This window comes from Mycolicibacter minnesotensis, from assembly GCF_010731755.1.
Classification (GTDB): domain Bacteria; phylum Actinomycetota; class Actinomycetes; order Mycobacteriales; family Mycobacteriaceae; genus Mycobacterium; species Mycobacterium minnesotense.
Window position 1 is genome coordinate 468,027 of the sequence record NZ_AP022589.1, and the last position, 19,932, is coordinate 487,958.

18 protein-coding genes are annotated in these 19,932 nt (G+C 65.3%); 9 read left to right on the forward strand and 9 right to left on the reverse strand.

What is annotated here, in order from left to right:
• Nucleotides 1-52: 52 nt before the first annotated feature.
• Nucleotides 53-1,306, reverse strand: a complete 1,254-nt coding sequence (locus tag G6N09_RS02385) for a CynX/NimT family MFS transporter (RefSeq protein ID WP_109558870.1) — start codon at nucleotides 1,304-1,306, stop codon at nucleotides 53-55.
• A gap of 48 nt (nucleotides 1,307-1,354) precedes the next feature.
• Here G6N09_RS02385 and G6N09_RS02390 point away from each other — a divergent pair, with 48 nt between their 5' ends.
• Complete coding sequence (locus G6N09_RS02390; RefSeq protein WP_083024412.1) at nucleotides 1,355-2,029, forward strand: FadR/GntR family transcriptional regulator; 675 nt, start codon at nucleotides 1,355-1,357, stop codon at nucleotides 2,027-2,029.
• A 5-nt stretch (nucleotides 2,030-2,034) separates the two neighbouring features.
• Here the strand turns inward: G6N09_RS02390 and G6N09_RS02395 are convergent, their stop codons facing one another.
• Together G6N09_RS02395 and G6N09_RS02400 are read right to left on the reverse strand one after the other, a co-directional pair.
• Nucleotides 2,035-2,580, reverse strand: coding sequence for a DoxX family protein (locus G6N09_RS02395; protein ID WP_234806955.1), 546 nt, complete (start codon nucleotides 2,578-2,580; stop codon nucleotides 2,035-2,037).
• A gap of 72 nt (nucleotides 2,581-2,652) precedes the next feature.
• Nucleotides 2,653-3,858: a PucR family transcriptional regulator gene (locus G6N09_RS02400; protein ID WP_163752872.1), complete on the reverse strand. Its 1,206-nt coding sequence runs from the start codon at nucleotides 3,856-3,858 to the stop codon at nucleotides 2,653-2,655.
• A 459-nt stretch (nucleotides 3,859-4,317) separates the two neighbouring features.
• Here G6N09_RS02400 and G6N09_RS02405 point away from each other — a divergent pair, with 459 nt between their 5' ends.
• Nucleotides 4,318-6,159 carry a DUF1214 domain-containing protein gene (locus G6N09_RS02405; protein ID WP_163752628.1) on the forward strand — a complete coding sequence of 614 codons (1,842 nt, stop codon included), beginning with the start codon at nucleotides 4,318-4,320 and terminating at the stop codon, nucleotides 6,157-6,159.
• 540 nt (nucleotides 6,160-6,699) lie between these two features.
• Entirely contained in the window at nucleotides 6,700-7,065 is a 366-nt protein-coding gene (locus tag G6N09_RS02410) for a hypothetical protein (protein WP_133053079.1), read from the forward strand.
• Nucleotides 7,066-7,141: 76 nt separating this feature from the next.
• On the opposite strand, the gene G6N09_RS02415 is transcribed toward G6N09_RS02410, so the two are convergent.
• The gene (locus G6N09_RS02415) at nucleotides 7,142-7,588 is read right to left on the reverse strand and encodes a hypothetical protein (RefSeq protein WP_133053080.1); all 447 of its coding nucleotides are present in this window, start codon (nucleotides 7,586-7,588) and stop codon (nucleotides 7,142-7,144) included.
• 213 nt (nucleotides 7,589-7,801) lie between these two features.
• On the reverse strand, nucleotides 7,802-11,371 hold the full coding sequence (locus G6N09_RS02420; protein ID WP_163752568.1) for a PE family protein: 3,570 nt from the start codon (nucleotides 11,369-11,371) through the stop codon (nucleotides 7,802-7,804).
• 195 nt (nucleotides 11,372-11,566) lie between these two features.
• On the opposite strand from G6N09_RS02420, the gene G6N09_RS02425 reads away from it, so the two are divergent.
• Complete coding sequence (locus G6N09_RS02425; protein WP_083024583.1) at nucleotides 11,567-11,824, forward strand: helix-turn-helix domain-containing protein; 258 nt, start codon at nucleotides 11,567-11,569, stop codon at nucleotides 11,822-11,824.
• A gap of 83 nt (nucleotides 11,825-11,907) precedes the next feature.
• Here G6N09_RS02425 and nrdF (G6N09_RS02430) read toward each other — a convergent pair whose 3' ends face one another.
• A complete protein-coding gene (nrdF, locus tag G6N09_RS02430; protein WP_109558875.1) occupies nucleotides 11,908-12,882 on the reverse strand; it encodes a class 1b ribonucleoside-diphosphate reductase subunit beta in 975 nt (324 codons plus the stop codon).
• A gap of 226 nt (nucleotides 12,883-13,108) precedes the next feature.
• Between nrdF (G6N09_RS02430) and G6N09_RS02435 the strand changes: the two genes are divergently transcribed.
• Entirely contained in the window at nucleotides 13,109-14,500 is a 1,392-nt protein-coding gene (locus G6N09_RS02435) for a cellulase family glycosylhydrolase (RefSeq protein WP_083024424.1), read from the forward strand.
• Nucleotides 14,501-14,514: 14 nt separating this feature from the next.
• Here the strand turns inward: G6N09_RS02435 and G6N09_RS02440 are convergent, their stop codons facing one another.
• Nucleotides 14,515-15,252, reverse strand: coding sequence for a TetR/AcrR family transcriptional regulator (locus G6N09_RS02440; RefSeq protein ID WP_083024585.1), 738 nt, complete (start codon nucleotides 15,250-15,252; stop codon nucleotides 14,515-14,517).
• A 66-nt stretch (nucleotides 15,253-15,318) separates the two neighbouring features.
• Between G6N09_RS02440 and G6N09_RS02445 the strand changes: the two genes are divergently transcribed.
• Together G6N09_RS02445 and nrdF (G6N09_RS02450) are read left to right on the forward strand one after the other, a co-directional pair.
• On the forward strand, nucleotides 15,319-16,500 hold the full coding sequence (locus G6N09_RS02445; protein ID WP_083024587.1) for an NAD(P)/FAD-dependent oxidoreductase: 1,182 nt from the start codon (nucleotides 15,319-15,321) through the stop codon (nucleotides 16,498-16,500).
• 305 nt (nucleotides 16,501-16,805) lie between these two features.
• Nucleotides 16,806-17,765: a class 1b ribonucleoside-diphosphate reductase subunit beta gene (gene nrdF / locus G6N09_RS02450; RefSeq protein ID WP_083024427.1), complete on the forward strand. Its 960-nt coding sequence runs from the start codon at nucleotides 16,806-16,808 to the stop codon at nucleotides 17,763-17,765.
• Nucleotides 17,766-17,777: 12 nt separating this feature from the next.
• Here the strand turns inward: nrdF (G6N09_RS02450) and G6N09_RS02455 are convergent, their stop codons facing one another.
• Nucleotides 17,778-18,491: a LysR family substrate-binding domain-containing protein gene (locus tag G6N09_RS02455; protein WP_083024429.1), complete on the reverse strand. Its 714-nt coding sequence runs from the start codon at nucleotides 18,489-18,491 to the stop codon at nucleotides 17,778-17,780.
• Nucleotides 18,492-18,519: 28 nt separating this feature from the next.
• Between G6N09_RS02455 and G6N09_RS02460 the strand changes: the two genes are divergently transcribed.
• Both G6N09_RS02460 and G6N09_RS02465 read left to right on the forward strand, forming a co-directional pair.
• Nucleotides 18,520-18,906, forward strand: a complete 387-nt coding sequence (locus tag G6N09_RS02460; RefSeq protein ID WP_083024431.1) for a DUF5997 family protein — start codon at nucleotides 18,520-18,522, stop codon at nucleotides 18,904-18,906.
• A gap of 164 nt (nucleotides 18,907-19,070) precedes the next feature.
• On the forward strand, nucleotides 19,071-19,457 hold the full coding sequence (locus G6N09_RS02465; protein ID WP_083024434.1) for a hypothetical protein: 387 nt from the start codon (nucleotides 19,071-19,073) through the stop codon (nucleotides 19,455-19,457).
• A 44-nt stretch (nucleotides 19,458-19,501) separates the two neighbouring features.
• Here the strand turns inward: G6N09_RS02465 and G6N09_RS02470 are convergent, their stop codons facing one another.
• Entirely contained in the window at nucleotides 19,502-19,885 is a 384-nt protein-coding gene (locus G6N09_RS02470; protein WP_083024590.1) for a VOC family protein, read from the reverse strand.
• Between the last annotated feature and the right edge of the window lie 47 nt (nucleotides 19,886-19,932).

The window sequence follows — 19,932 nt, forward strand, 5'->3', positions numbered from 1 at the left end:
TTCGTGAAATACCCGGTCTCAGTGCACGTTCGGCGAACCTGGGCCGCGGTGTTCAGACGTAGCGGTTGCGCCCCGCCAGTGCGCCCGCCAGGGTCTGCACCAGGTAGACGGCCAACATCATGAGCCACGGCACGGTCCACCCGCCGCTCACATGGTGCAGCAGGCCGAACAGGAACGGACCGATTCCGGCGAGCAGGTAGCCGAAGCCCTGCGCCATGCCCGACAAGCTCGCGGTGTCCGCAGCGTCGCGGGCTCGCAGGGCAATCACGGTGAGCGCCAACGAGAAAACGCTCATCCCCAGACCCACCAGCACACTCCACAGCAGGGGCGCGGCCGCCGGCGCGATCAGCAGACCGAGCATTCCGGCAATGCCGAGGACACCCAGCCCCACAATCCAGCCGCTTTGGCTTTCGCGGCGCGCGGCCAGCGGCGACACGATCAGACTGATCGGCACCGCGATCAGCGAGATCAGCCCCAACAGCAGGCCGGCGTGCGTTTCGCTGGTTCCATTGTCGATGAGCACCTCGGGCAGCCAGCCCATCACCACGTAGGCGAGAAACGACTGCGTGCCAAAGAACAGGGTGACCGTCCAGGCCAGTTTGCTGCGCAGCAGCGACCTGCCCTTGACCATCGCCGACGGGCTGGCCCCATCGGCCCGCTCGAAGCCACGCGCACCGACCACCCACGCCGCCAGAGCCAGCAATGCCAGCGCACTCCACGCCCCCAGGGCGGATCGCCAGCCGCCCAGGGCGCCGTCGAGCATGGGGGTGACTGCGGAGCCCAGCGCCCCTCCCCCTTGCAGCGCCGCGGTGTAGATCCCGGTCATCAATCCGACCTGCGCCGGAAAAGACCCTCTGATGATCACCGGGATCAGCACGTTGATCAGCGCGATTCCGGCCGTCGCCACCAGGGTTCCGCCGAGTACCACCACAGGCCCGTCGCATACCCGGATGAGCAGTCCCGCGATGAGCGTGAGCAGCGCCGCCGAGACCGTGCGACCCAATCCGATCCGACGGGACAACCAGGGCGCGGCCAGGCCGGCTCCGGCGAAACACAGCCCCGGCAACGTGGTCAGAACACCGGCCCAGGTGTCCGAGGTGCCCAATGCTGCCCGGATCTCCGGGAGAAGCGGCCCGACGCTGGTGATGGCGGGCCGCAGATTCAGTGCGGTCAACACCACCGCGACGGTCAGCAGTGCGCCTCCGGCCACCTTGGTCGCGGGCCGGAATTCAGCGGCGCCCTCGAGCTCCAGTTCGAGGCCATGCTCGTAATCGCCGCGCGTTTCGGTGCGGGGTGTGCGGGTCACCTAACGTAGGATCGCATACATCCGATGATTGGATGAAGGGAGCATGCTGTGCCGTTGGTCACCACCCGACGCGCCGGTCTGGTAGATCAGGTGATCGATCAGCTGCGCGCCTCGGTCACCGGTGGCGAATGGCCGGTCGACTCACGTATCCCGCCTGAACCCGAGCTCGCCGAGGCGCTCGGCGTCGGCCGCAATACCGTCCGTGAGGCGGTGCGCGCGCTAGCCCACAGCGGCATCTTGGAGGTTCGCCAGGGCGACGGAACCTACGTACGCACAACCAGCGAGGTCTCCGGTGCCGTACGCCGACTGTGCGGCCCCGAGCTGCGCGACGTACTGCAGGTGCGACGCTGCTTGGAGGTGGAGGGGGCGCGCTTGGCCGCAGCCGCCCGGACCGAGGAGGATCTGCTCGAGCTGCGCTCGCTGTTGGACCGCCGCGACGGCTATCAGCAGCAGGGCCGGCATGAGGACTTCGTCCGCGCCGACACCGACTTTCATCTGGCGGTAGTCCGTTGCTCGCACAATCCGGTGTTGACCGAGCTGTACTGCGGGCTCACCGAAGTACTGATGGCCAGTGTCGCCACCACCAGCACAAAACCGGTGGAGGCCGACCAGATCCGGCATCGGGGTCTAGTCGAGGCGATCGCCGCGGCGGACGTCGAGGGGGCCGGGCGCGAGGCGGGTGGATTCCTCGACGAACTGTTGGACCAGCTGCCGGCGCGTTGAGGCGCTTAGTTGCGCCGCAGTCCGAGCACGCGCAGCAGCTCCGGGCGCCGCAGGATGAGCCCGATCCAGGTCAGCACTCCGATACCCACCGCCATCGCGATCGGGACGACCGGCAGCTGGTCGGCATGCAGGTTGATCGTCACAGCCCCGCCAAGGTATGCGGTCAGACCCAGCGCCCCCAGCACCGCGGTGCGCGGGATCAGAAAGACAACCAGGCACACCAGCAGGACCCAGCCGATCACCGCGGTCTTGTCCGGGGAGAAACCGAGTCCTTCGACGGCTTCGCGGGCAAACGACGCGCCCAGAATCTTCGGGATGGCATCAAAGGCGAAAAAGAGCCCCAGCAGCCCCGTGATCACGGCCCCGGCGATCCACGCCCGGGAATGGCGCGACGCGGTCTGGTCGACGTTTGTACTCATCATGACCTCCCTGAACTCGACGGTGATGGTGCCGCGATAGGCCATCGCGGCGGACGAACCGAACTGACCGCCACAGTAGGCTTTTGCCCGCCGATCCAGGAGGAATAGCCCGCCGTGATCGTCGCCGACCACCCTTTCGGCGCAGCAGCAGCGGAATATCGTGACTTGCCAACAGATTGCGGTCGTCCGCGGCAGTCGCCACAGTTATCGCGCAGCAACCGCACTCCCGGAGTTGCGCCAGCGCAGAGCCTCCAAGGCCACCGCGACGTGCACGATGGCGACTTCGAGTGGTTGTGGCAACAGCTCATCTGCGCGAGCGAGTCTGCGGTCCACAGTGTTTCGATGTGTGAATAGACGTTCGGCCGTTCGTGCGGCATTGCACTTCTCCTGAATGAAGGTGAGGACCGTCCGCTGCAACTCTGGGTCTGCTGACTCGAAATCGCCCAGTGTGCGTTTGATGAATCGGTCGACCTGATCAGGATCGGCGGTAATCAGCGAGATGAGCTGGGCATCGGTGAAACTGGCTATCCGCTGGGTTGATCCGAGCCGCGTCATTACCCGCTGAGTCGTGATGGCGTCGAGATGGGTGCGCCGGAAGCCGGCGATTCCCGCGGCAGTCGAACCGATCGCGATACGAACACCGGGCAGTTGACTCATCGCTGCGGTCACCCCGAGCAGGTCTACGTCGTCGTCTCCTTGCAACCACACCCATCGGGTATCAGCGCTGGCCAATACCGACAACGACCGACGCTCATGCCAGGCGTGTATCAACAATTCCCTAGCCCGATCGAGATCGGAGAGCTCGATGTTCGACTCGTCGCCCCAGATCACCGCTGCAGTGTGGTTTTGCTCAAGGTTGTAGCCGAGCCGCTTGCCGGCGAGCTGGGAAGTGATGGGCGCGCCGTCGAGGATCAGTGCGACTGTCTCCCGACGCTCGGCGTGCGTTCCGCGAGTGAGTTCGTCGCGTTCGATCTGCATCTGGCGATGGACCTCGGAAATCGTCGCGCTCAAGAACGCATTGATCGAGCGTTCGGACACGTCAAACAGTTCCCGTATTTCCTCAGGGTCGGACGTCAAGCGAAAAACGATGCGCATCCACAACCGCACCGCGACCCGCTCCGCCATCCGGTAGGTCTCCACAACCGCCACGTTGTCCAAGCCCTGACGAACCAGATAACGGGCGAGCGCGAGTGTCTCCGCGCCGAGATTGGCCTGCACCGGCTCGCCGGGGTGGCTGATATTGGCCGCCGCCCAGTGCAGCTGGTTAGACCGGTTGCTTCTAGCAATCACCTCTGCTGCAAGCGGATCCCCGGCCATTGCCTGCATGTAGTCCGGCGACAGCGTCATCATGTTCACGTCGTCAACCCACTTCTGCTGGGTCTCGACCGCCAGCTTTGCGGCCTCCCGCATCAGCTCGCGCACCCGTGCCGATGGCGGTCCCTGGCTCACCGAGACAGCCTATCGAATCAGGTGAATTATTCACCAGCTTGACCTGCTGCTGGGTGCATTTAGCACCTTGCTGGTCCAGCTTATGGCCGACATACTTCAACCACCAGAAGGCTTCCTTGGTTGACATTTACTCGGCTGACTACAGTTACTCAGGAGACACACATGTCGCACGTTCGACTCACGCAGCGCACACCTGGCGCCCTGGCCGGTGACCGGGAGGCCCTGGGCAAAAGCGGTGAACCGTGCTCGCCTGCGGCGCTCGATCAGAGCGCCGCTGCGGCCCTGGGATCTAGCCGACCTCGGCGCCGCGGACACCGGTTTGCTCGAGCGGTCGGCGTAGCGACAACCGCGACGGTTGGCGCGTTGGCGACGACAGCGGTGGTCCCCCAGGCTGCGGCCGGTCCGGCCCTGGCTACTCCCGTGCGACTGCTGTCGGATTCGCTGCAGAGCGCGGTCAACGAAATACTGAACGCACAGCAGCAAGTCGCGACCAGTGTCGGCGCGCTGCCATGGGTGACTCCCTATGACGTAGCGCATCAACTGGGGCCATATACGCAAATGGTGGCCAACACCATGCTCGCCAGCATCCTGAACATGGAAAACGCGAGCCGCGGCTTCGACTCGAATGGCCAGATAGCTCCGACCCCGTGGGGTGCCCCCGCCGCCGACCCGCTGCAGATGCAGAACTTCGCGAGTGCCGACAACATCTACTTCGGGCTTGCCACCGGAGATAAGACCTGGATCGTCACCGTCTACCCCGGCCAAGGCACCCAGGACATGCTTTTCTCGCCGATGGTCGGCGACGGGGTCACGACCAGTTACCTCACGGCCAGAACCGATGATTTCGCCGGATTCACACCCAATGCCGATGGCAGCTACACCATCATTCTTAGTCCCACGGAGCACGCCGGGAACTGGGTCGATACCCAAGGCTCCGTGTCAACGCTGATCCGTGACACCGTTGGCGACTGGGGGTTGATGCACAACACCATGCGCGTCCAGGAAGTCGGTGCTTCCGGATACACCATGCCGGTGTTGTCGACTGACAACATCACGTCGATTCTGCAGACCATTGGCGCCAACTACGTTTACCAGAACGCGACACCCACCTACATTGGGCTGGCGAATGCGATGGCGCAGATCCCGTTCAACACCGTGACAACGCCTGCGCCGTCTCAGCCGGGAGTCATTGGGCCGGCGGTCGTCGGCCAGATCAACAGCATGGGCCGCTTCCAGCTTGAACCCGATCAGGCCCTCATCCTCAAAGTGCCCGACGTTGCCGGTCGCTACAGCAGCGCCGAGATCGGCTCCGCACTGAATAACGTCGGCTCGCAGCCAGGATGGGCGACCAGCGTCGCCCAGATCAACGACGCCCAGGCGTTCCGCAGTTCCGATGGTTTCACCTACTACGTGATCAGCGCGAAAGACCCTGGTGTCGCGAACTGGCTTGACACCAATGGAGCTTCCAACGGGGACATTGCCTTGCGATGGCAGGGCGCGGAGGTCAGCTCCATTGCCCGGCCGACGTTCGAAGTGGTGTCCCTCGACGACGTCAAGAACTACCTGCCGGATGACACTCCCACCGTCACCCTCGCCGAACGCGCTGTTGAAATCCAAAACCACCTGTTGGAATACGGCTACAAAATCAACCAGTACCACGACAGCGGTTGGGTGACACAGAACCTCGAGATCGATCAGATCAAAGCGGCGATCGGCACCGAGCAGTTCGATTTGATCTTCGGCACTCAACTAAACGTGCCCTCGGTACTGGATCGGATGCTGGACCCGACGCTGATGGCCGACCCGACCACCGTCTTTCGCAACCTGCTGACCACCAATCCCGCAGATACGCTGTCGGCACTCGTGCAGAACATGCCCACGCTGCTGCAGGACATCCAGATGCCCGCGGTTTTGGCAGCGCTGAGATTGGCCATGCTGGTGGGACAGGATTCAGGCTTTTCAGGCCTGACAACCGGACTGGGGACGTGGCTGGAGTCGACGTTTGCCGACCCGGCCACCAGCATCACCGCCGGTCTGTTGAACGCGCGCGACGACCTGAGTGTGGTGCTCATGAATGCGGACAAATATGACCCGCTGTCATTTGGTGACCTGTCGCTGGTATCGGATCGGCTGTCCGATCTGCACGAGTCTGTGTGGAACATGCTGGCCGCGGGATTAGCTCACTCCTTGGGCCTTGGCGATACCAGCGCAGTGTTCGATTTTGGCAGTGGCACCGCACTGGCCGGCCTGGATCTCTGGTGAGATCCGGCGTGCCGTGGCCGAAACCGGTCCTGACCGGGCGGTGACGACGAGTTTTGCCGCACGAATAGCCGGCATCGAGCCTGGCTCCGCAGATCGACTCGCACCCAACGGCCGGATCTTGCGAAGCGCCTAACCCGTTGCAGCGCTGGCCGGCTCGTGGGCGCGCAGAAACACCGCGGTGTAGACGAACAGGATCACCGCGGTGGCCACCATCAGCGCTTAGGGCCGTGGTGCTCACCTTCATCGCGGCGGTGTACTGCGTCGACAGCGGGCCGATAGGGTCCACGCCCAGAAGCAGATCACCGAGACCCAGGTGGCCAGCAGCAGATTGACGAGCTGCTGTGCCCTGGTTTCCTGTTTGGCAGTGCTCGTCACGGGATGATCCAACCACTGCAGAGCGGTCGTGGACCGGGAAACTCGAAACAGTGGCTTGGCCGCACAAAAGGGTAAGCCAATCTGCTTGATCAGCCAATGCGAACCCCCACGCAATATTCGCGGTGAAGTCATCACGGCGGGTCTCCAACCGTTAGCATTGTTCCGGTGCGGATGTTTGATACGAGTGGCCGACCCATCGTTTGGATTGTTTGGAGTGTTGGCATCGGCGTGGCGATCATCGCCATCGTGTCGATTGCTATCGCGGCAGAAAACGCGACTGCGACAGATAAAGACTCGTATAAGGCCGGATGGGAGACCGGTGCTAGTTGGGCTCGGAATACACTCATTGTCGCAGGTGCAGTAGGAATTCCGGATGCCGAAATTATTGGAACATGCCCCGGCCTCGCGCGTTACGCCGAGAATGCTCAGATGTATTACCACGCCAGCGGGAATATGGCTGGTGCAAAAATTCGTCACGCAGATTTTATTGCCGGCTGCGTCGCCGGCGCACGAAGGATCGTCGGCCGATGAGCGGGACCTCCACATCAGACCCAAAGATGGCCGGACACCTGAGCGCATGCGCTTCAGTTAATACAGCCGCGTCCGGCTAAGGGTACCTTGACCTATAGGCCGAGTAGATCGAACTATATTGCGGGCAATAATTGTCGATCGCATACCCGATGGCGGCCTGCATTTGCTTGTTGTTGAGTCGACCGTAGCGGTCACCGCCCTGTTGCGACAGCAGTATCGAATTTGCCGCCCAGATGCCGTGCGGTGTCGGTTCTCGTCCGACGTCGTTACAGATCCGCAGGTGGTATTTCTCGCCGAATTCCGAAGAATTGTCGGCGCGGCCGGGAGACGCAAGTGCCACGGCGGACCCCACCAGTGAGATTCCAACGAAAATTCCTGCCAACGCCGACTTCATACCATGTCCCGTCGTGTCGATTAGCGTCATAGTGCTTGCCACAAACACGGTGGCGGTTCTACTGTCCGGGTGGATAAAACCAGTTTGTCGGCCCACAGGATTCTCGGTAATCCACCGGGTGTCGGCCATAGCAATCACGTGCCTGGTGGGGCCACGGCTCACCATGGAACCCACCACCGAGACACTGCTCAAAGCCGTTCATGGTGCTCGGGTCGCAGGATGGAGCGGCCCCCGCATATGCGGATAAATCTGCTTCCATCCCTGCGAACAAGATCACTATTGCAGCCACCGCGAGAGCGCGAGACGTTCTCAACACGATGCTTGACTGCGCCGGCGCGACCGTCACCAGGCCCCACCCCCCTTCCCACCATTGCCTGGGCTGAGACCGTCGTGAGCGGTGCCGCTTTGGCCCGCACCGCCGGGAGTTGAGCCCGAAACGCCGCCATCGCCGCCGTTGCCGCCATCGCCGCCCACGACGACGCGGTTACCATCATCATCCGCGGCGCCCGACCCGCCGTCGCCACCGTTACCGCCCACACCACCCGTGCCGGTTGTGCTGGCGCCCCCAGCGCCGCCGTCACCACCATCGCTGAAATTGGGGACAAACTGGGTCATGTCGGGGCCGCTGTAGGGAATAGCCGCGCCCAGGCTGGCGCCGCCCGTACCTCCGTTGCCTCCATTGCCACCGTTGCCGGCGTAGCTACTCCCGCCTGTGCCCCCATCGCCAGCTGCACCCCCGATCACGGTGCCAGCCGCACCGTTCCCGCCATGACCACCGTTGCCGCCGTTGCCTTCCGACCCGCTAGCTCCACCGTTTCCGCCGTAGCCGCCGTCGCCACCGAAAGTGAATACGTGACGGCCCGCTGGGCCGGTGGCCGCGGCACCACCGTTACCGCCGTCGCCAGCGGGACCGGTTGCGCTGTCGCCGCCGTTGCCACCGATGCCGCCATCACCGCCGCGACCCAGGATCTGGCCCGGCGGACTCAGATATCCACCACTGACATCCCTGTAACCGGTCGCGGTTGCACCCGCACCGCCGTCTCCCCCACGACCGCCGGCCCCGGAGCTGCTGGCGCCGCCAGCGCCACCCGCACCGCCCGAACCGGCAACATAGGTGGCGCTACCTCCGGAACCTCCGGCGCCACCTGCTCCAGCGGTGCCGCTGTCGCTTTGGCCACCGACACCGCCTCGCCCACCGGCTCCGCCCATGGTCAGCACGGCGTCGGTGGAGGCACCGGCGCCGCCTACACCACCCGCGCCGCCGGTGCCACCGTTTCCCGTCTCTGAGGATCCACCGGAACCACCTGCGCCACCTACACCACCGGTACCAGCGTTGCCGGTGGCAGCACCCCCAGCGCCGCCATTGCCGCCAGCGCCTCCGGCTGCTTCGCCTTGAGCGTCGTAGCCTGCGCCACCATTGCCTCCTGCGCCGCCTTTACCCCAGACTCCACTCGACGCACCACCCGCACCGCCGTTGCCCGCGGCACCTCCCGCGACAGCGTCAGCGCCTTTGCCGCCGGCCCCGCCGGCAACGCCGTCGCTGATTGCCGCGCCACCAGCCCCACCATCACCGGCGGAACCGGCCTCACCGTCGTGTCCGAGTAAGCCGCCTTTACCCACGGTCGCGCCGGCGGCACCACCTTGACCACCTGCGCCGCCCTTGCTCGCACCGCCCAACGACCCGAGGCAAACTGGCACCGGAGAGCTATCACAGGAGTCTTCTATCCGAACGTGGTCACCGATCGTGGCCCCGCCTGCACCTCCCACACCTCCGGCTCCACCGCTGCCGCTGTCACCTCCGACGCCCGTGATCGACCGTGCATCACCACCCGCACCACCGATACCACCGGCACCACCAGTACCGCCGCTACCGCCGGCGCCACCGCTGTCCAACGGTTGTATCGGATCAAGCGGATCCACTGCGGCGGTCAAACCTTTAGCACCTGCACCGCCTGCACCACCAGCACCGCCTACGCCACCGGATCCACCGCTGCCCCCGTTGCCGGCCAGACTGCCCCCGGCGCCGCCATCACCCCCATGACCTCCAGTGCCACCAACCGAACCATCCGCACCGTCGAGACCCCAAACCTCACCCTCACCGGAGTCCGATGGAAAAGCGGGAACGTCGGCCGTCCCGGCCCGACCCCCTGCACCGGCCGCGCCGTTACCACCGGCTCCGCCGTCGCCGCCGTTGCCTACTGAACCGCCATCGCCGCCAGCTCCGCCATCACCGCCCGACGCTCCAGCGACGGTCGCATTGAACCCATCGCCGCCGCGTCCCCCGTTGCCACCGCCAGTAGCTGCCGCACCCGCCGCTCCAGCTACACGCCCGGTCCCGCCGGCGCCCGCGACGCCCGCGTCGCCACCGCGCCCACCAGCACCGCCATCGACGTGCGCGGCTTTGCCAGCAGCACCGGCACCTCCGGTGCCGCCGACGCCGGCGTCACCACCGGTGCCGCCAAGGCCCTTGAGCGCGCCGCCCGCGCCGCCTGCTCCACCGTTGCCGCCGGTGCCACCGGCCTGCCCAGCTTGCCCACCGCTGACGCCAGCGGCCCCAGCCGCGCCATTACCGCCAGCACCACCGTGGCCGCCGTTACCGACCGAACCGGCGTCGCCGCCTGCTCCACCATTGCCTCCGACCGCGCCGGCAACGGTGGCGTCGTAACCAGCCCCACCGTTGCCACCGTTGCCGCCTCTAATGTCGTACCCGGGAAAGGGGACACCGGGACCGCTGGCGCCGGACACGAGGACGTCGTCACCAGCCTTTCCCGCCGCGCCTCCGGCGCCGCCGGCCGCTCCGCCAGCCCCCTCGATGCCTGCGTCACCGCCGCGTCCACCGGTGCCACCGTCAATATGGGTGGCATCACCGGCACCGCCGTCACCACCATTACCCGCGAGCCCGGCGTCGCCGCCGTCGCCGCCGTCACCGGCGGCCGCCGTCAACCCGGCTGCACCGATCAGGCCGCTCGCCCCGCCGACTCCGGCTTTGCCGCCGATGCCACCGACACCACCGTTGCCGCCGTCACCGGCATTTCCACCGATGCCGCCGGCTACCGACGCGTCCTGGCCATCGCCACCCTTACCACCGGCACCTCCGGTGCCGCCGTGACCGCCGACGCCACCGTTGCCGCCCGAACCCACCAGCCAGGCACCGCGACCACCGGCTCCACCGGTACCACCGACACCGCCCGCTGTTCCGTCGCGGCCATCGACACCCGTGCCCCCGGACTCACCGGCGATACCTGAGCCGCCGAGGCCACCGGCGCCGCCCGCTCCGCCATTGCCGAAGAAGATGCCTAAACCGTCACCGCCGAGGCCACCAGTGCCGCCGGCGCCGCCATTGAGGTACCAAACGCCATCCCCGCCAGCGCCCCCGTTACCGCCGATGCCCATCAGCCAGCCGCCGGCACCGCCATCACCGCCGGAGTTGCCCTCAAAACTTGCGCCACCAGCTCCACCATTGCCAGTCATGCCCAGCGCTGAACCGCCCGCACCGCCGATCCCGTATTCACTGGTGCCCCCATCACCACCGTCGCCGAACCACAATCCGCCGTTGCCACCGGCTGCCTCGTCCAACGAACCACCACTGATTCCGTCAGCACCGTTTCCGATCAAGTCCTGACCAAACAGCAACTGCGGCAAGGGGTTGATCAGGTTGTCGTTGACCCACGCGCCGAAGTCGCTGGTAATCCAGCCCTGCTGCAACGCATGAACCGGCAGATATATCCACGAATTAACCAGATCCGCCAAGAAGTCCGGGTTCGTCGCATCGGCCATCGACTCCGCTGGCCCAAGGGCTTCCACGCCCGACAGATCAAACCAGTCGAAGTCCTCGGCCTGCGCAGCCGGCACCCCGGCTACCACCGCCACCGGGGCCACCCCGAATGCCAGGAACGCACCGACAGCACCCACGGCACCCGTTGCGCGTGAACCAGCTTTACCAGCCCTGCCAGAGTAAGCCTGCCCGTTACGACTAGTCATCGGAATGGCCTTTCCTCGAGAAACCTTGTCGGCAGCTGTGGCTACGCTCGGAATGTCACTAACAGCCCGGGAAATGTATCACTAGTAGGGCAGACAAGCGGGGGTCTCGTCCGGTTAGTGGTACAGGTGCCCACGCGCCCCGGACAGACCGACCCCGAGCGGGCTGCTGCATGGGCGCAGCGACGCATCGACGTCGGCTTCCGAATCCGCACGCTGCGAACCGAACTCGGGATCACCCAAGAGGCCCTGGCGCTGAAGTCGGGGGTTACCCGCAATGTCTTGATCGATGTAGAGCACGGCCGACGCAGCCTGCTCTACGAGCGGCTATTCGACCTGGCAGATGCGCTTGGCGTGCCCGTCACAGAACTCATGCAAAACCCGTAGGACCGGCTCACCGAGCCGGTCCTACAAGGCCATGCCGTAATCGCCGAACGACGCCGGCAGCAGCGAGGCAGTGCCTCCCTAACTCAGAACTCCCAGTCCTCGTCTTCGGTGACGACGGCCTTACCGATCACGTAGGAGGATCCCGAACCCGAGAAGAAGTCGTGGTTCTCGTCGGCGTTGGGCGACAGCGCCGACAGAATCGCCGGATTCACGTCGGTCTCCTCGCGCGGGAACAGCGCCTCGTAGCCGAGGTTCATCAACGCCTTGTTGGCGTTGTAACGCAGGAACTTCTTGACGTCCTCGGTCAGGCCGACGTCGTCGTAGAGGTCCTGGGTGTATTCGACCTCGTTCTCGTAGAGCTCATAGAGCAGGTCGTAGGTGTACTCCTTGAGCTCACCCTGCTTGGCCTCGTCCACGAGAGCCAGGCCCCGCTGATACTTGTAGCCGATGTAGTAGCCGTGCACCGCCTCGTCGCGAATGATCAACCGGATCATGTCGGCGGTGTTGGTCAGCTTGGCCCGGCTCGACCAGTACATCGGCAGGTAGAAGCCGGAGTAGAACAGGAAGCTCTCCAGCAGCGTGGAGGCCACCTTGCGCTTGAGCGGCTCGTCACCGCGGTAGTACTGCATGACGATCTCGGCCTTGCGCTGCAGGTTGGGGTTCTCCTCCGACCAGCGGAACGCGTCGTCGATCTCGCTGGTCGAACACAGCGTGGAGAAGATCTGGCTGTAGCTCTTGGCGTGCACCGACTCCATGAACGCGATGTTGGTGTAGACCGCCTGCTCGTGGGGCGTCAGGGAGTCGGGGATCAGACTGACCGCGCCGACCGTGCCCTGGATGGTGTCCAGCAGGGTCAGACCGGTGAAGACCCGCATGGTGAGCTGCTTCTCGTGGTCGGTCAGAGTCCCCCACGACGGCAGATCGTTGGAGACCGGAACCTTCTCGGGCAACCAGAAATTGCCGGTCAGGCGGTCCCAGACCTCGGCGTCCTTGTCGTCTTGTACCCGGTTCCAGTTGATCGCCGACGTCCGGTCGATCAGCTTCACATTTTCGGACACCAGAACCCCATTTCACCAGCCGAAATCTAGGCTTTCGACACTACCCCTGGGGTGCGACAACGGGCGGGAACACAACTTCTTGTGTTGTCGTGTCGCTTCTCCGATCAGCGAACGACAGCCCGTCACCCCCCAGACGCAGCTGAGATTACCGTCCACTTGGCCTGATATTCCGGCGGCATCGGCGATACGCTCACCCTGACCATCGACTGTCGAGGCGGTTCCCACGTTGACACCCCTACGTCGCATCCACACGGCGCTCGCCGCGGCCCTGCTGGCCGTCTCGACCCTGACCGGGGCCGCCAGCGTCGCGCCACCGGATCCCGTCAGCGTCTCGCCGATGACGGCGCCGCAACTGATCCACCTTGAGACGATCACGCTCGTCAACGCCGAGACCAGTGACGTCGCCACCCAGGTGTTCGGCGTGGCGGACTCCAACCTCTACACCCTGAACCAATCCGACCTCGTTGCCCAGCTCAGCGCGATCCGTGACCTCGGGGTCACCGACCTGCGCCTGGGCGTGCCCTGGATCTACATCCAGCCGACCGCCACCACCTACGACTGGGCCCAGATGGACAGCGTGATCAACACCGCGCATGGCATGGGGTTCTCCATTACCGCTGCGATCACGGGGAATCCGGTCTGGGGCGGCACACCGATCGCGGGGGCACCGGACCCGACCGCATATGCCGCGTTCGCCGCCGAGGTGGCCCAGCGCTATAGCGGCGAGATCTCGACCTACGAGATCTGGAACGAACCCAACGGGGTGATCTTCTACTCCCCGGTCAGCGCCGAGACGTACACCACCGTGCTGCAAGCCGCCTATACCGCGATCAAAGCGGTGGACCCCGACGTGACCGTGCTGGCGGGTGCGCTGGGCGCGACCACGACCATCGCCGGGCTCAGCGTGAGCCCACAAGAGTTCCTGGCGCAGATGTATGCCAGTGGGGCGCAAGGCTATTTCGACGCGGTGAGCTATCACCCCTATCACTACACGCTGCCGTTCTCCGCCGGCCTGGGCCTGACCAACTCGCCCTGGGAACAGGTCCAGGCGCTCAACGCCATCATGGCCGCCAACGGTGACGGCGATCTGAAGATCTGGGCTACCGAGTATGGCAACGCCACTACCCCGGTCTTCGGTGTGAGCGAGACCGTCCAGGCCAATTTCCTCGAGGATTTCCTCGTCGCCTGGTCCAAGCTCCCGTTCGCCGGACCAGCCTTTATCTACAGCGGCCAGGACGTCGCGACCGGAATGCTCAACCACGAGGCGAATTTCGGTCTGTTCACCGACGACGGCACACCAAAGTCAGCTGCCGAGGTGTTGGCCGCCCTGATCGCGGCCAGGGACAGCGGCGCCCTACCTGACTACAGCGCGCCGCTGCTGCCCGAGGCCGAAGTGGTTTACCTGCAGCTGGCCTCGATCGCCTCCGGCCTGATCAACCAGGCCCTGATCATCCCTAACGCGATCTTTGAGGCGTTCTACCACGTGTTGCCCGAGCCCTTGCAGCAGGTTTTCACCGCGGTGTCGGACTTCATCACTGCGGCCACGACCGACTTCCTGGAGGCCACCAAACCGCTGGCCCTGGATGCCATCACCGTTTTGCTGGATCTCGGGTTCTAAGAGCGGATCGCTGATCAGGCGACCGGTTGATGCCGGACCGCCTCGTGTATCGGCTGATCGGGGTCCATCACGATGCCGAGATTCTCGGCGGTACCGGCCACGACACTGATCATGATCGTCGTCAGGTAGTCCACGAACGTGTCGCGCGGCATGCGCCGCGGGCTGTCCAATTCCGGACCCAGCCACCAGTCGGTTGCCGAGGTCGCGCTGCCGAAGGCCGCGAAGGCGGCCAGCTCCAGCGCCCCGCGGTTGAGATCGAGGTCTTGCAGTTCGTGATTGATCATCTCGGCCATCGCCAGGGTGATGGTGCGGCCTTCGTTGAGTGCCCGCATCCTCGACTCGGACTGTGCGCGTGCCCGCCCCTGAATGAAGAACCGCAGCACATTGGGATGCTCGTCGACCAGCGTCACGTACTCTTCGACGCTGCGCCGAACGATGTCGCGCAGCGAGTTGGTGGCGACATCGATAGAGGCGAAGATCGCCGTCCAGAGATCGTCACGCAGCCGAGCCCCGACCGCCTCAAACAGGTCATCCTTGTCGGCGAAGTGCCGGTAGATCTTGGGCTTGGCGGTACCCGCTTCCTCGGCGATCTCGCGCACACTGACCTCGGGTCCGAGCCGGTCAATGGACCGGAAGGCGGCGTCGACGATCTCCCTGCGGACCTTCTTGCGGTGTTCGCGCCAACGCTCACTGCGCGCATCGACCTTCTGCCCCCCGTTTTCGGCCGGCTTGGGTCTCGTCGTTCCGCGCACGTCAAGCACCTTACAGCGTTGCCGCCGCTGACCTGGGCAGACCGGCCGTCGGCTACCATCGCCGCTGTGGTGCAGCGATTCGACCTTGCGGTAGTCGGCGGAGGTCCAGCGGGGTCAGCGGCCGCCTGGCAAGCCAGGCAGGCCGGCGCAAGTGTCGTGGTCGTGGACAAGGCAGAGTTCCCGCGGGACAAGCCCTGCGGGGACGGCCTGACCGCGCGCGCCGTGAGCTACCTGCAACGGATGGGACTCGCCGAGCAGGTTTCCCAGTTCCACCGAGTCAATCGGGTGAAGGTGTTCAGCCCGAGCGAGTGGGAGCTGTCGTTCCCCCGCCGGCCCGGAATGCCCGATCACGGTTATGTGGCGCGCCGCCCGGAGCTGGACACGTTGCTGCTCAAGCACGCCGAGGCGGCCGGCGCCGAGATCCGGCAGTCCGCCGAAGCCGCGGGCCCGTTGCTCGACGACACCGGCCGGGTGACCGGCGTGCTGCTCAAGGGTGGCGAGAAGGTGCTGGCCGACGCGGTGATCGCCGCCGACGGCGCCTACTCCCCGATCAAGCGGGCGCTCAAGCTCGACTCGGACTACAACGGCTACTCCGCGATCGCGATCCGCGCCGAGATGCCGGCCGTGCGGCCCGACGTGGATTCACTCGACATCTACCTGAAGCTGCTGTTTCAAGGCGACCAACTGCCCGGCTACGGCTGGGTGTTCCCGCTGGGCGACGGCCGGATAAACATCGGCTTGGGCTACGTCAACAGCTACAAGAACTGGCAGGCCATCAACGCCACGCATTTCCTGGGCGAGTTCCTCGAGACGTTGCCGCGGGAGTGGGAGCTGCCCTCGATCACCGAACTCAAGCAGTCCAAGACGGTGCGCGCCTGGCGCCTGCCGATGGGATTCACCGCGTGGCCGCCGTGGCGACCCGGGGTGCTGTTCACCGGCGACTCCTTAGGTGCGGGCAGGCCGACGTCGGGCGCGGGGATCTCCAAGGCTCTGGAATCCGGGCTGGCCGCCGGTGAGTGCGCCGTAGCGGCGCTGGCCAACGGCGGCCCGGATGACTTCACCAATTACGCCCAGCGCATGGAAGCGGCCTGGGGCCAGGAGTACCGGCGTGGCCGGTTCTTTCACAAGCTGGCCGGCAATCCGACAGTGGCCAAGACCGGCCTCAAACTGCTGGACAACGCCCGCTTTCGCAACATGCTGCTGACCCGGCTCTACAAAGGTCAGGAAGGCCCCGCGCACCGGTTCTGAGTCAACCGTCCCTGCGTAATCCCCGCTGCCCACTTGAGTGTGCGGTTCTCTTGGCGACGCGCCGACGCCGCCATGCACACCGCACAGTCGGCGCGGCCCGTCCAACGCGATACGTCCGGCCATAATTATTTGTTCGGCTAGCCGAACTCCCGTTACGGTGTGAGTGCACCTGCGTCCATCCGCACGAGGAGAACCGCGCCATGCCCGTATATCGACTTGCAGATCCCACCACCGAGTTCGGCTATCTGCACCCTGCGATCCGCGACGCTCACGCCCATGGCGCGACGCGTCCGGCGGGCTAGCCCGTGACCGCCGACCCGATCGAGGCGATCAACTGGAACGAGATAGCCGACCAGCGCGACCTCGACGTGTGGAACCGGCTGACCGCGAACTTCTGGCTCCCGGAGAAGGTTCCACTGTCCAACGACCTACCCAGTTGGCACACCCTGACCGACGAGCAGCAGACCCTGACCATTCGGGTCTTCACCGGCCTGACGCTGCTCGACACCATGCAGGGCACCGTCGGCTGTATCGAGATGCTCGCCGACTCCGCCACTCCGCACGAGGAGGCGGTCTACACCAACATGGCGTTCATGGAGTCGGTGCACGCCAAGAGCTACAGCTCGATCTTCTCCACCCTGTGCTCGACTCCCGAGATCACCGCGGCCTTTGCCTGGTCGCGGGAGAACACCTTCTTACAGCGCAAAGCCCACATCGTGCGCGACTTCTACCGGGGCGACGACCCGCTGAAGAAGAAGATCAGTTCGGTGATGCTGGAGTCGTTCATGTTCTACAGCGGCTTCTATCTGCCGCTGCATTGGGCATCGCGTTCGATCCTGACCAACACCGCCGACATCATCCGGCTGATCATCCGCGACGAGGCGGTGCACGGCTTCTACGTCGGCTACAAGTTCCAGCAGGGAATGCAGGCCGCTACCGCGCAGCGCCGCACCGAGCTGGCCGACTTCGCCTACTCGATGCTCACTGAGCTCTACGACAATGAAATTGACTATGCCCGAGACCTTTACGACCCGCTCGGAATGACCGAACCGGTCCTTCCCTACATGCGCTACAACGCCAACAAAGCCCTGGCCAACCTCGGCCTCGCGCCGTTGTTCCCGGCCGATGACACGCGGGTGCCCGCCGAGATCATGTCTGCCCTGGACCCCGGGGCCGCGGAGAACCACGACTTCTTCTCCGGTTCGGGCAGCTCCTATGTGATCGGTTCCCAGCAGCCCACCACCGACGACGATTGGGATTTCTGACTGCGGTCTGCCTCAGCGCCGCCCGCGCCCTGCTCCGCCCGGCTTGCGGGCCACCTTGCCTGCCGCGGCGCGGGCGGCTTGTTTGGCGAGGGTCTTCTCTCGCGCGCTGCGCTTGGGCGCCGGCTGCGTCTGGCCGCGTGACGACCCTGCCTTGCGGCCGCGCACAATGCCGACGAACTCTTCGACCAGCGGCGACTGGGTTCCCGCGGCGAAGGCCAGCGCCACCGGGCAGGGGGGCGCCGTGGTGATCGGGCGGTAGGTGAGGTCCTTGCGGTGGTGCAGCCGCGCCAGCGACTGCGGAACGATGAGTGCACCCATTCCGGCGGCGACGAGCTCTATTGCCTCCGCGGTGTTTTCGGGGCGGTATTCGACGCGGGCTCCGGGCGCGTCCCCCCAGGCGACAACGTCGTCGAGTGGGAGCAGGACCGGCTCTTCCTCGAGGTCGGCGATGGCGATCTCATCGACTGCGCTAAAGACGTGGTCCTTGGGTACCACGGCCACCGTCGTCTCCTCATACAGCGGAATCACCGACAGCCCGGATACGTCCGGCGGTGGCCGCAGCAACGCGACATCGACGGTGCCCGCCCGTACTGCGTCAGCCGCGTCTGCGGCGTCGACGGTGTGCAGCCCCAACGGCACGTCCGGATGCCGCTCCGCCCAGACCCGGGCCCACTTCGCCGGTGTCGCACCGGGGACATAGCCAAGGGTGAGGGAAGGCGGATTCACCGCATCAGGCTACCGATAGGCTGGTGCCATGAGCAGGCCGAACGCACAGTCCATGAAACCCGCGACGGCGGCCAAGAAACTGGACGTGTATCTGCCCGCGACTCCTCCGCAGTTCCAGGAGAACGCGATCACCCGAGCCGAGCTCGCCGCACTGCAGGAAGACCCGCCCCAGTGGCTTAAGGACCTGCGCAAGAACGGACCGCACCCCAAAAACCTGGTGGCGGCCAAGCTCGGTATCTCGATCTCCGGTCTTACTCGAGGCGACGTCGACAAGGCGATGACGACAGAGCAGATCGATCAGCTCTTGGCCGACAAGCCGGCGTGGCTGATCGCCGAACGCGAGAGCTACCAGGAAGTCCTGCGTGAGCAGCGGCGCATCAAAGCGCTGCATGCCGACCAGGCCCGCGAGAGCTGATTCGCGTACCAACCCGCAGCGGGCACTGGAAATCGGCTGTCTACGTTGCCAATTCGATGATCCAGAAGTCGGATTGACGATCAACGACCTTCCCGACACCGGGCGCACTGATCTTGTTTCGGGTAACGTCGGGACCGACCAGTTGCTTACCAGGAAGGGATGACATGCACGGCAAGCGCCGCGTCACACATCGTCTGACTCTGGTTGCCACGGTGGTCGCCGCCCTGGCGATCGCGCCCGCCGCGGTGACGCCGATCGCACATGCGGAGATCTGCCCCGGGATTCTGGGCCCCGTCTTCGTGCCCGGGCCCTGCGGCCCTGGCCTCTTGGGTGCGCTGGTGAATGACGCTGTCATCGGCGCCACCGCCGGCGCCGTCGGCGGCGCTATCGACGCGCCGCACGCCACGCGTGAGGACATCGCCGCGCAGCAGAGCGCCGGCCTGCCGCCCTGCTACACCCCCTCCGGTCAGCCGTTTTACACCGCTGCCGGCGAACCGTGCCCTGCGGGCATGGAACATCCGCCGGCCGCCAAACCGGCACCTGCGCCCTAGCCTGCACCGGCCGCGTTGGCCGGCCTGACGAAGAGCTGCCCGACTCAGGGCAGGTTGAGCTGCCAGGACACTCCGAACCGATCGTTGACCCAGGCGAATGCGGTGGAGAAACCGTATTCGCCGAGCGGCATCAAGGTGGCTCCGCCCTCCCCCAGAGCGGCCACCAGCCGCTCCAACTCCGCGCGGTCGGCGACGTCGATGAACAGTGAGCTCGACGGCGTGAAGTCAAAGCCGTGGTCGACTGCACTGTCGCTGACCAGCACACGCAGCCCGGCCAGGTCGAGCTCGGCCAGCATGATGCCGGACGCAGGTTCGGGGTGAGGGACCGACGAGACCACCGATGCGCCCGGGATCGCGGCCAGGTACAGCTCGATCGCGGCGGCAGCGGTGCCGCCTTGGAACATGAGGAATGGCCTGATGCGGGTCACACCGCTCACCTTATCCACACCGGCAAGGTGAGGCCCTCAACAAAGAA

Coding starts and splice junctions, on each gene's coding strand:
- G6N09_RS02465 (WP_083024434.1), top strand. CDS start 19,071: ATGCACGGCAAGCGCCGCGTCACACATCGTCTGACTCTGGTTGCCACG.
- G6N09_RS02400 (WP_163752872.1), bottom strand. CDS start 3,858: ATGCGGGAGGCCGCAAAGCTGGCGGTCGAGACCCAGCAGAAGTGGGTT.
- G6N09_RS02415 (WP_133053080.1), bottom strand. CDS start 7,588: ATGGCCGACACCCGGTGGATTACCGAGAATCCTGTGGGCCGACAAACT.
- G6N09_RS02460 (WP_083024431.1), top strand. CDS start 18,520: ATGAGCAGGCCGAACGCACAGTCCATGAAACCCGCGACGGCGGCCAAG.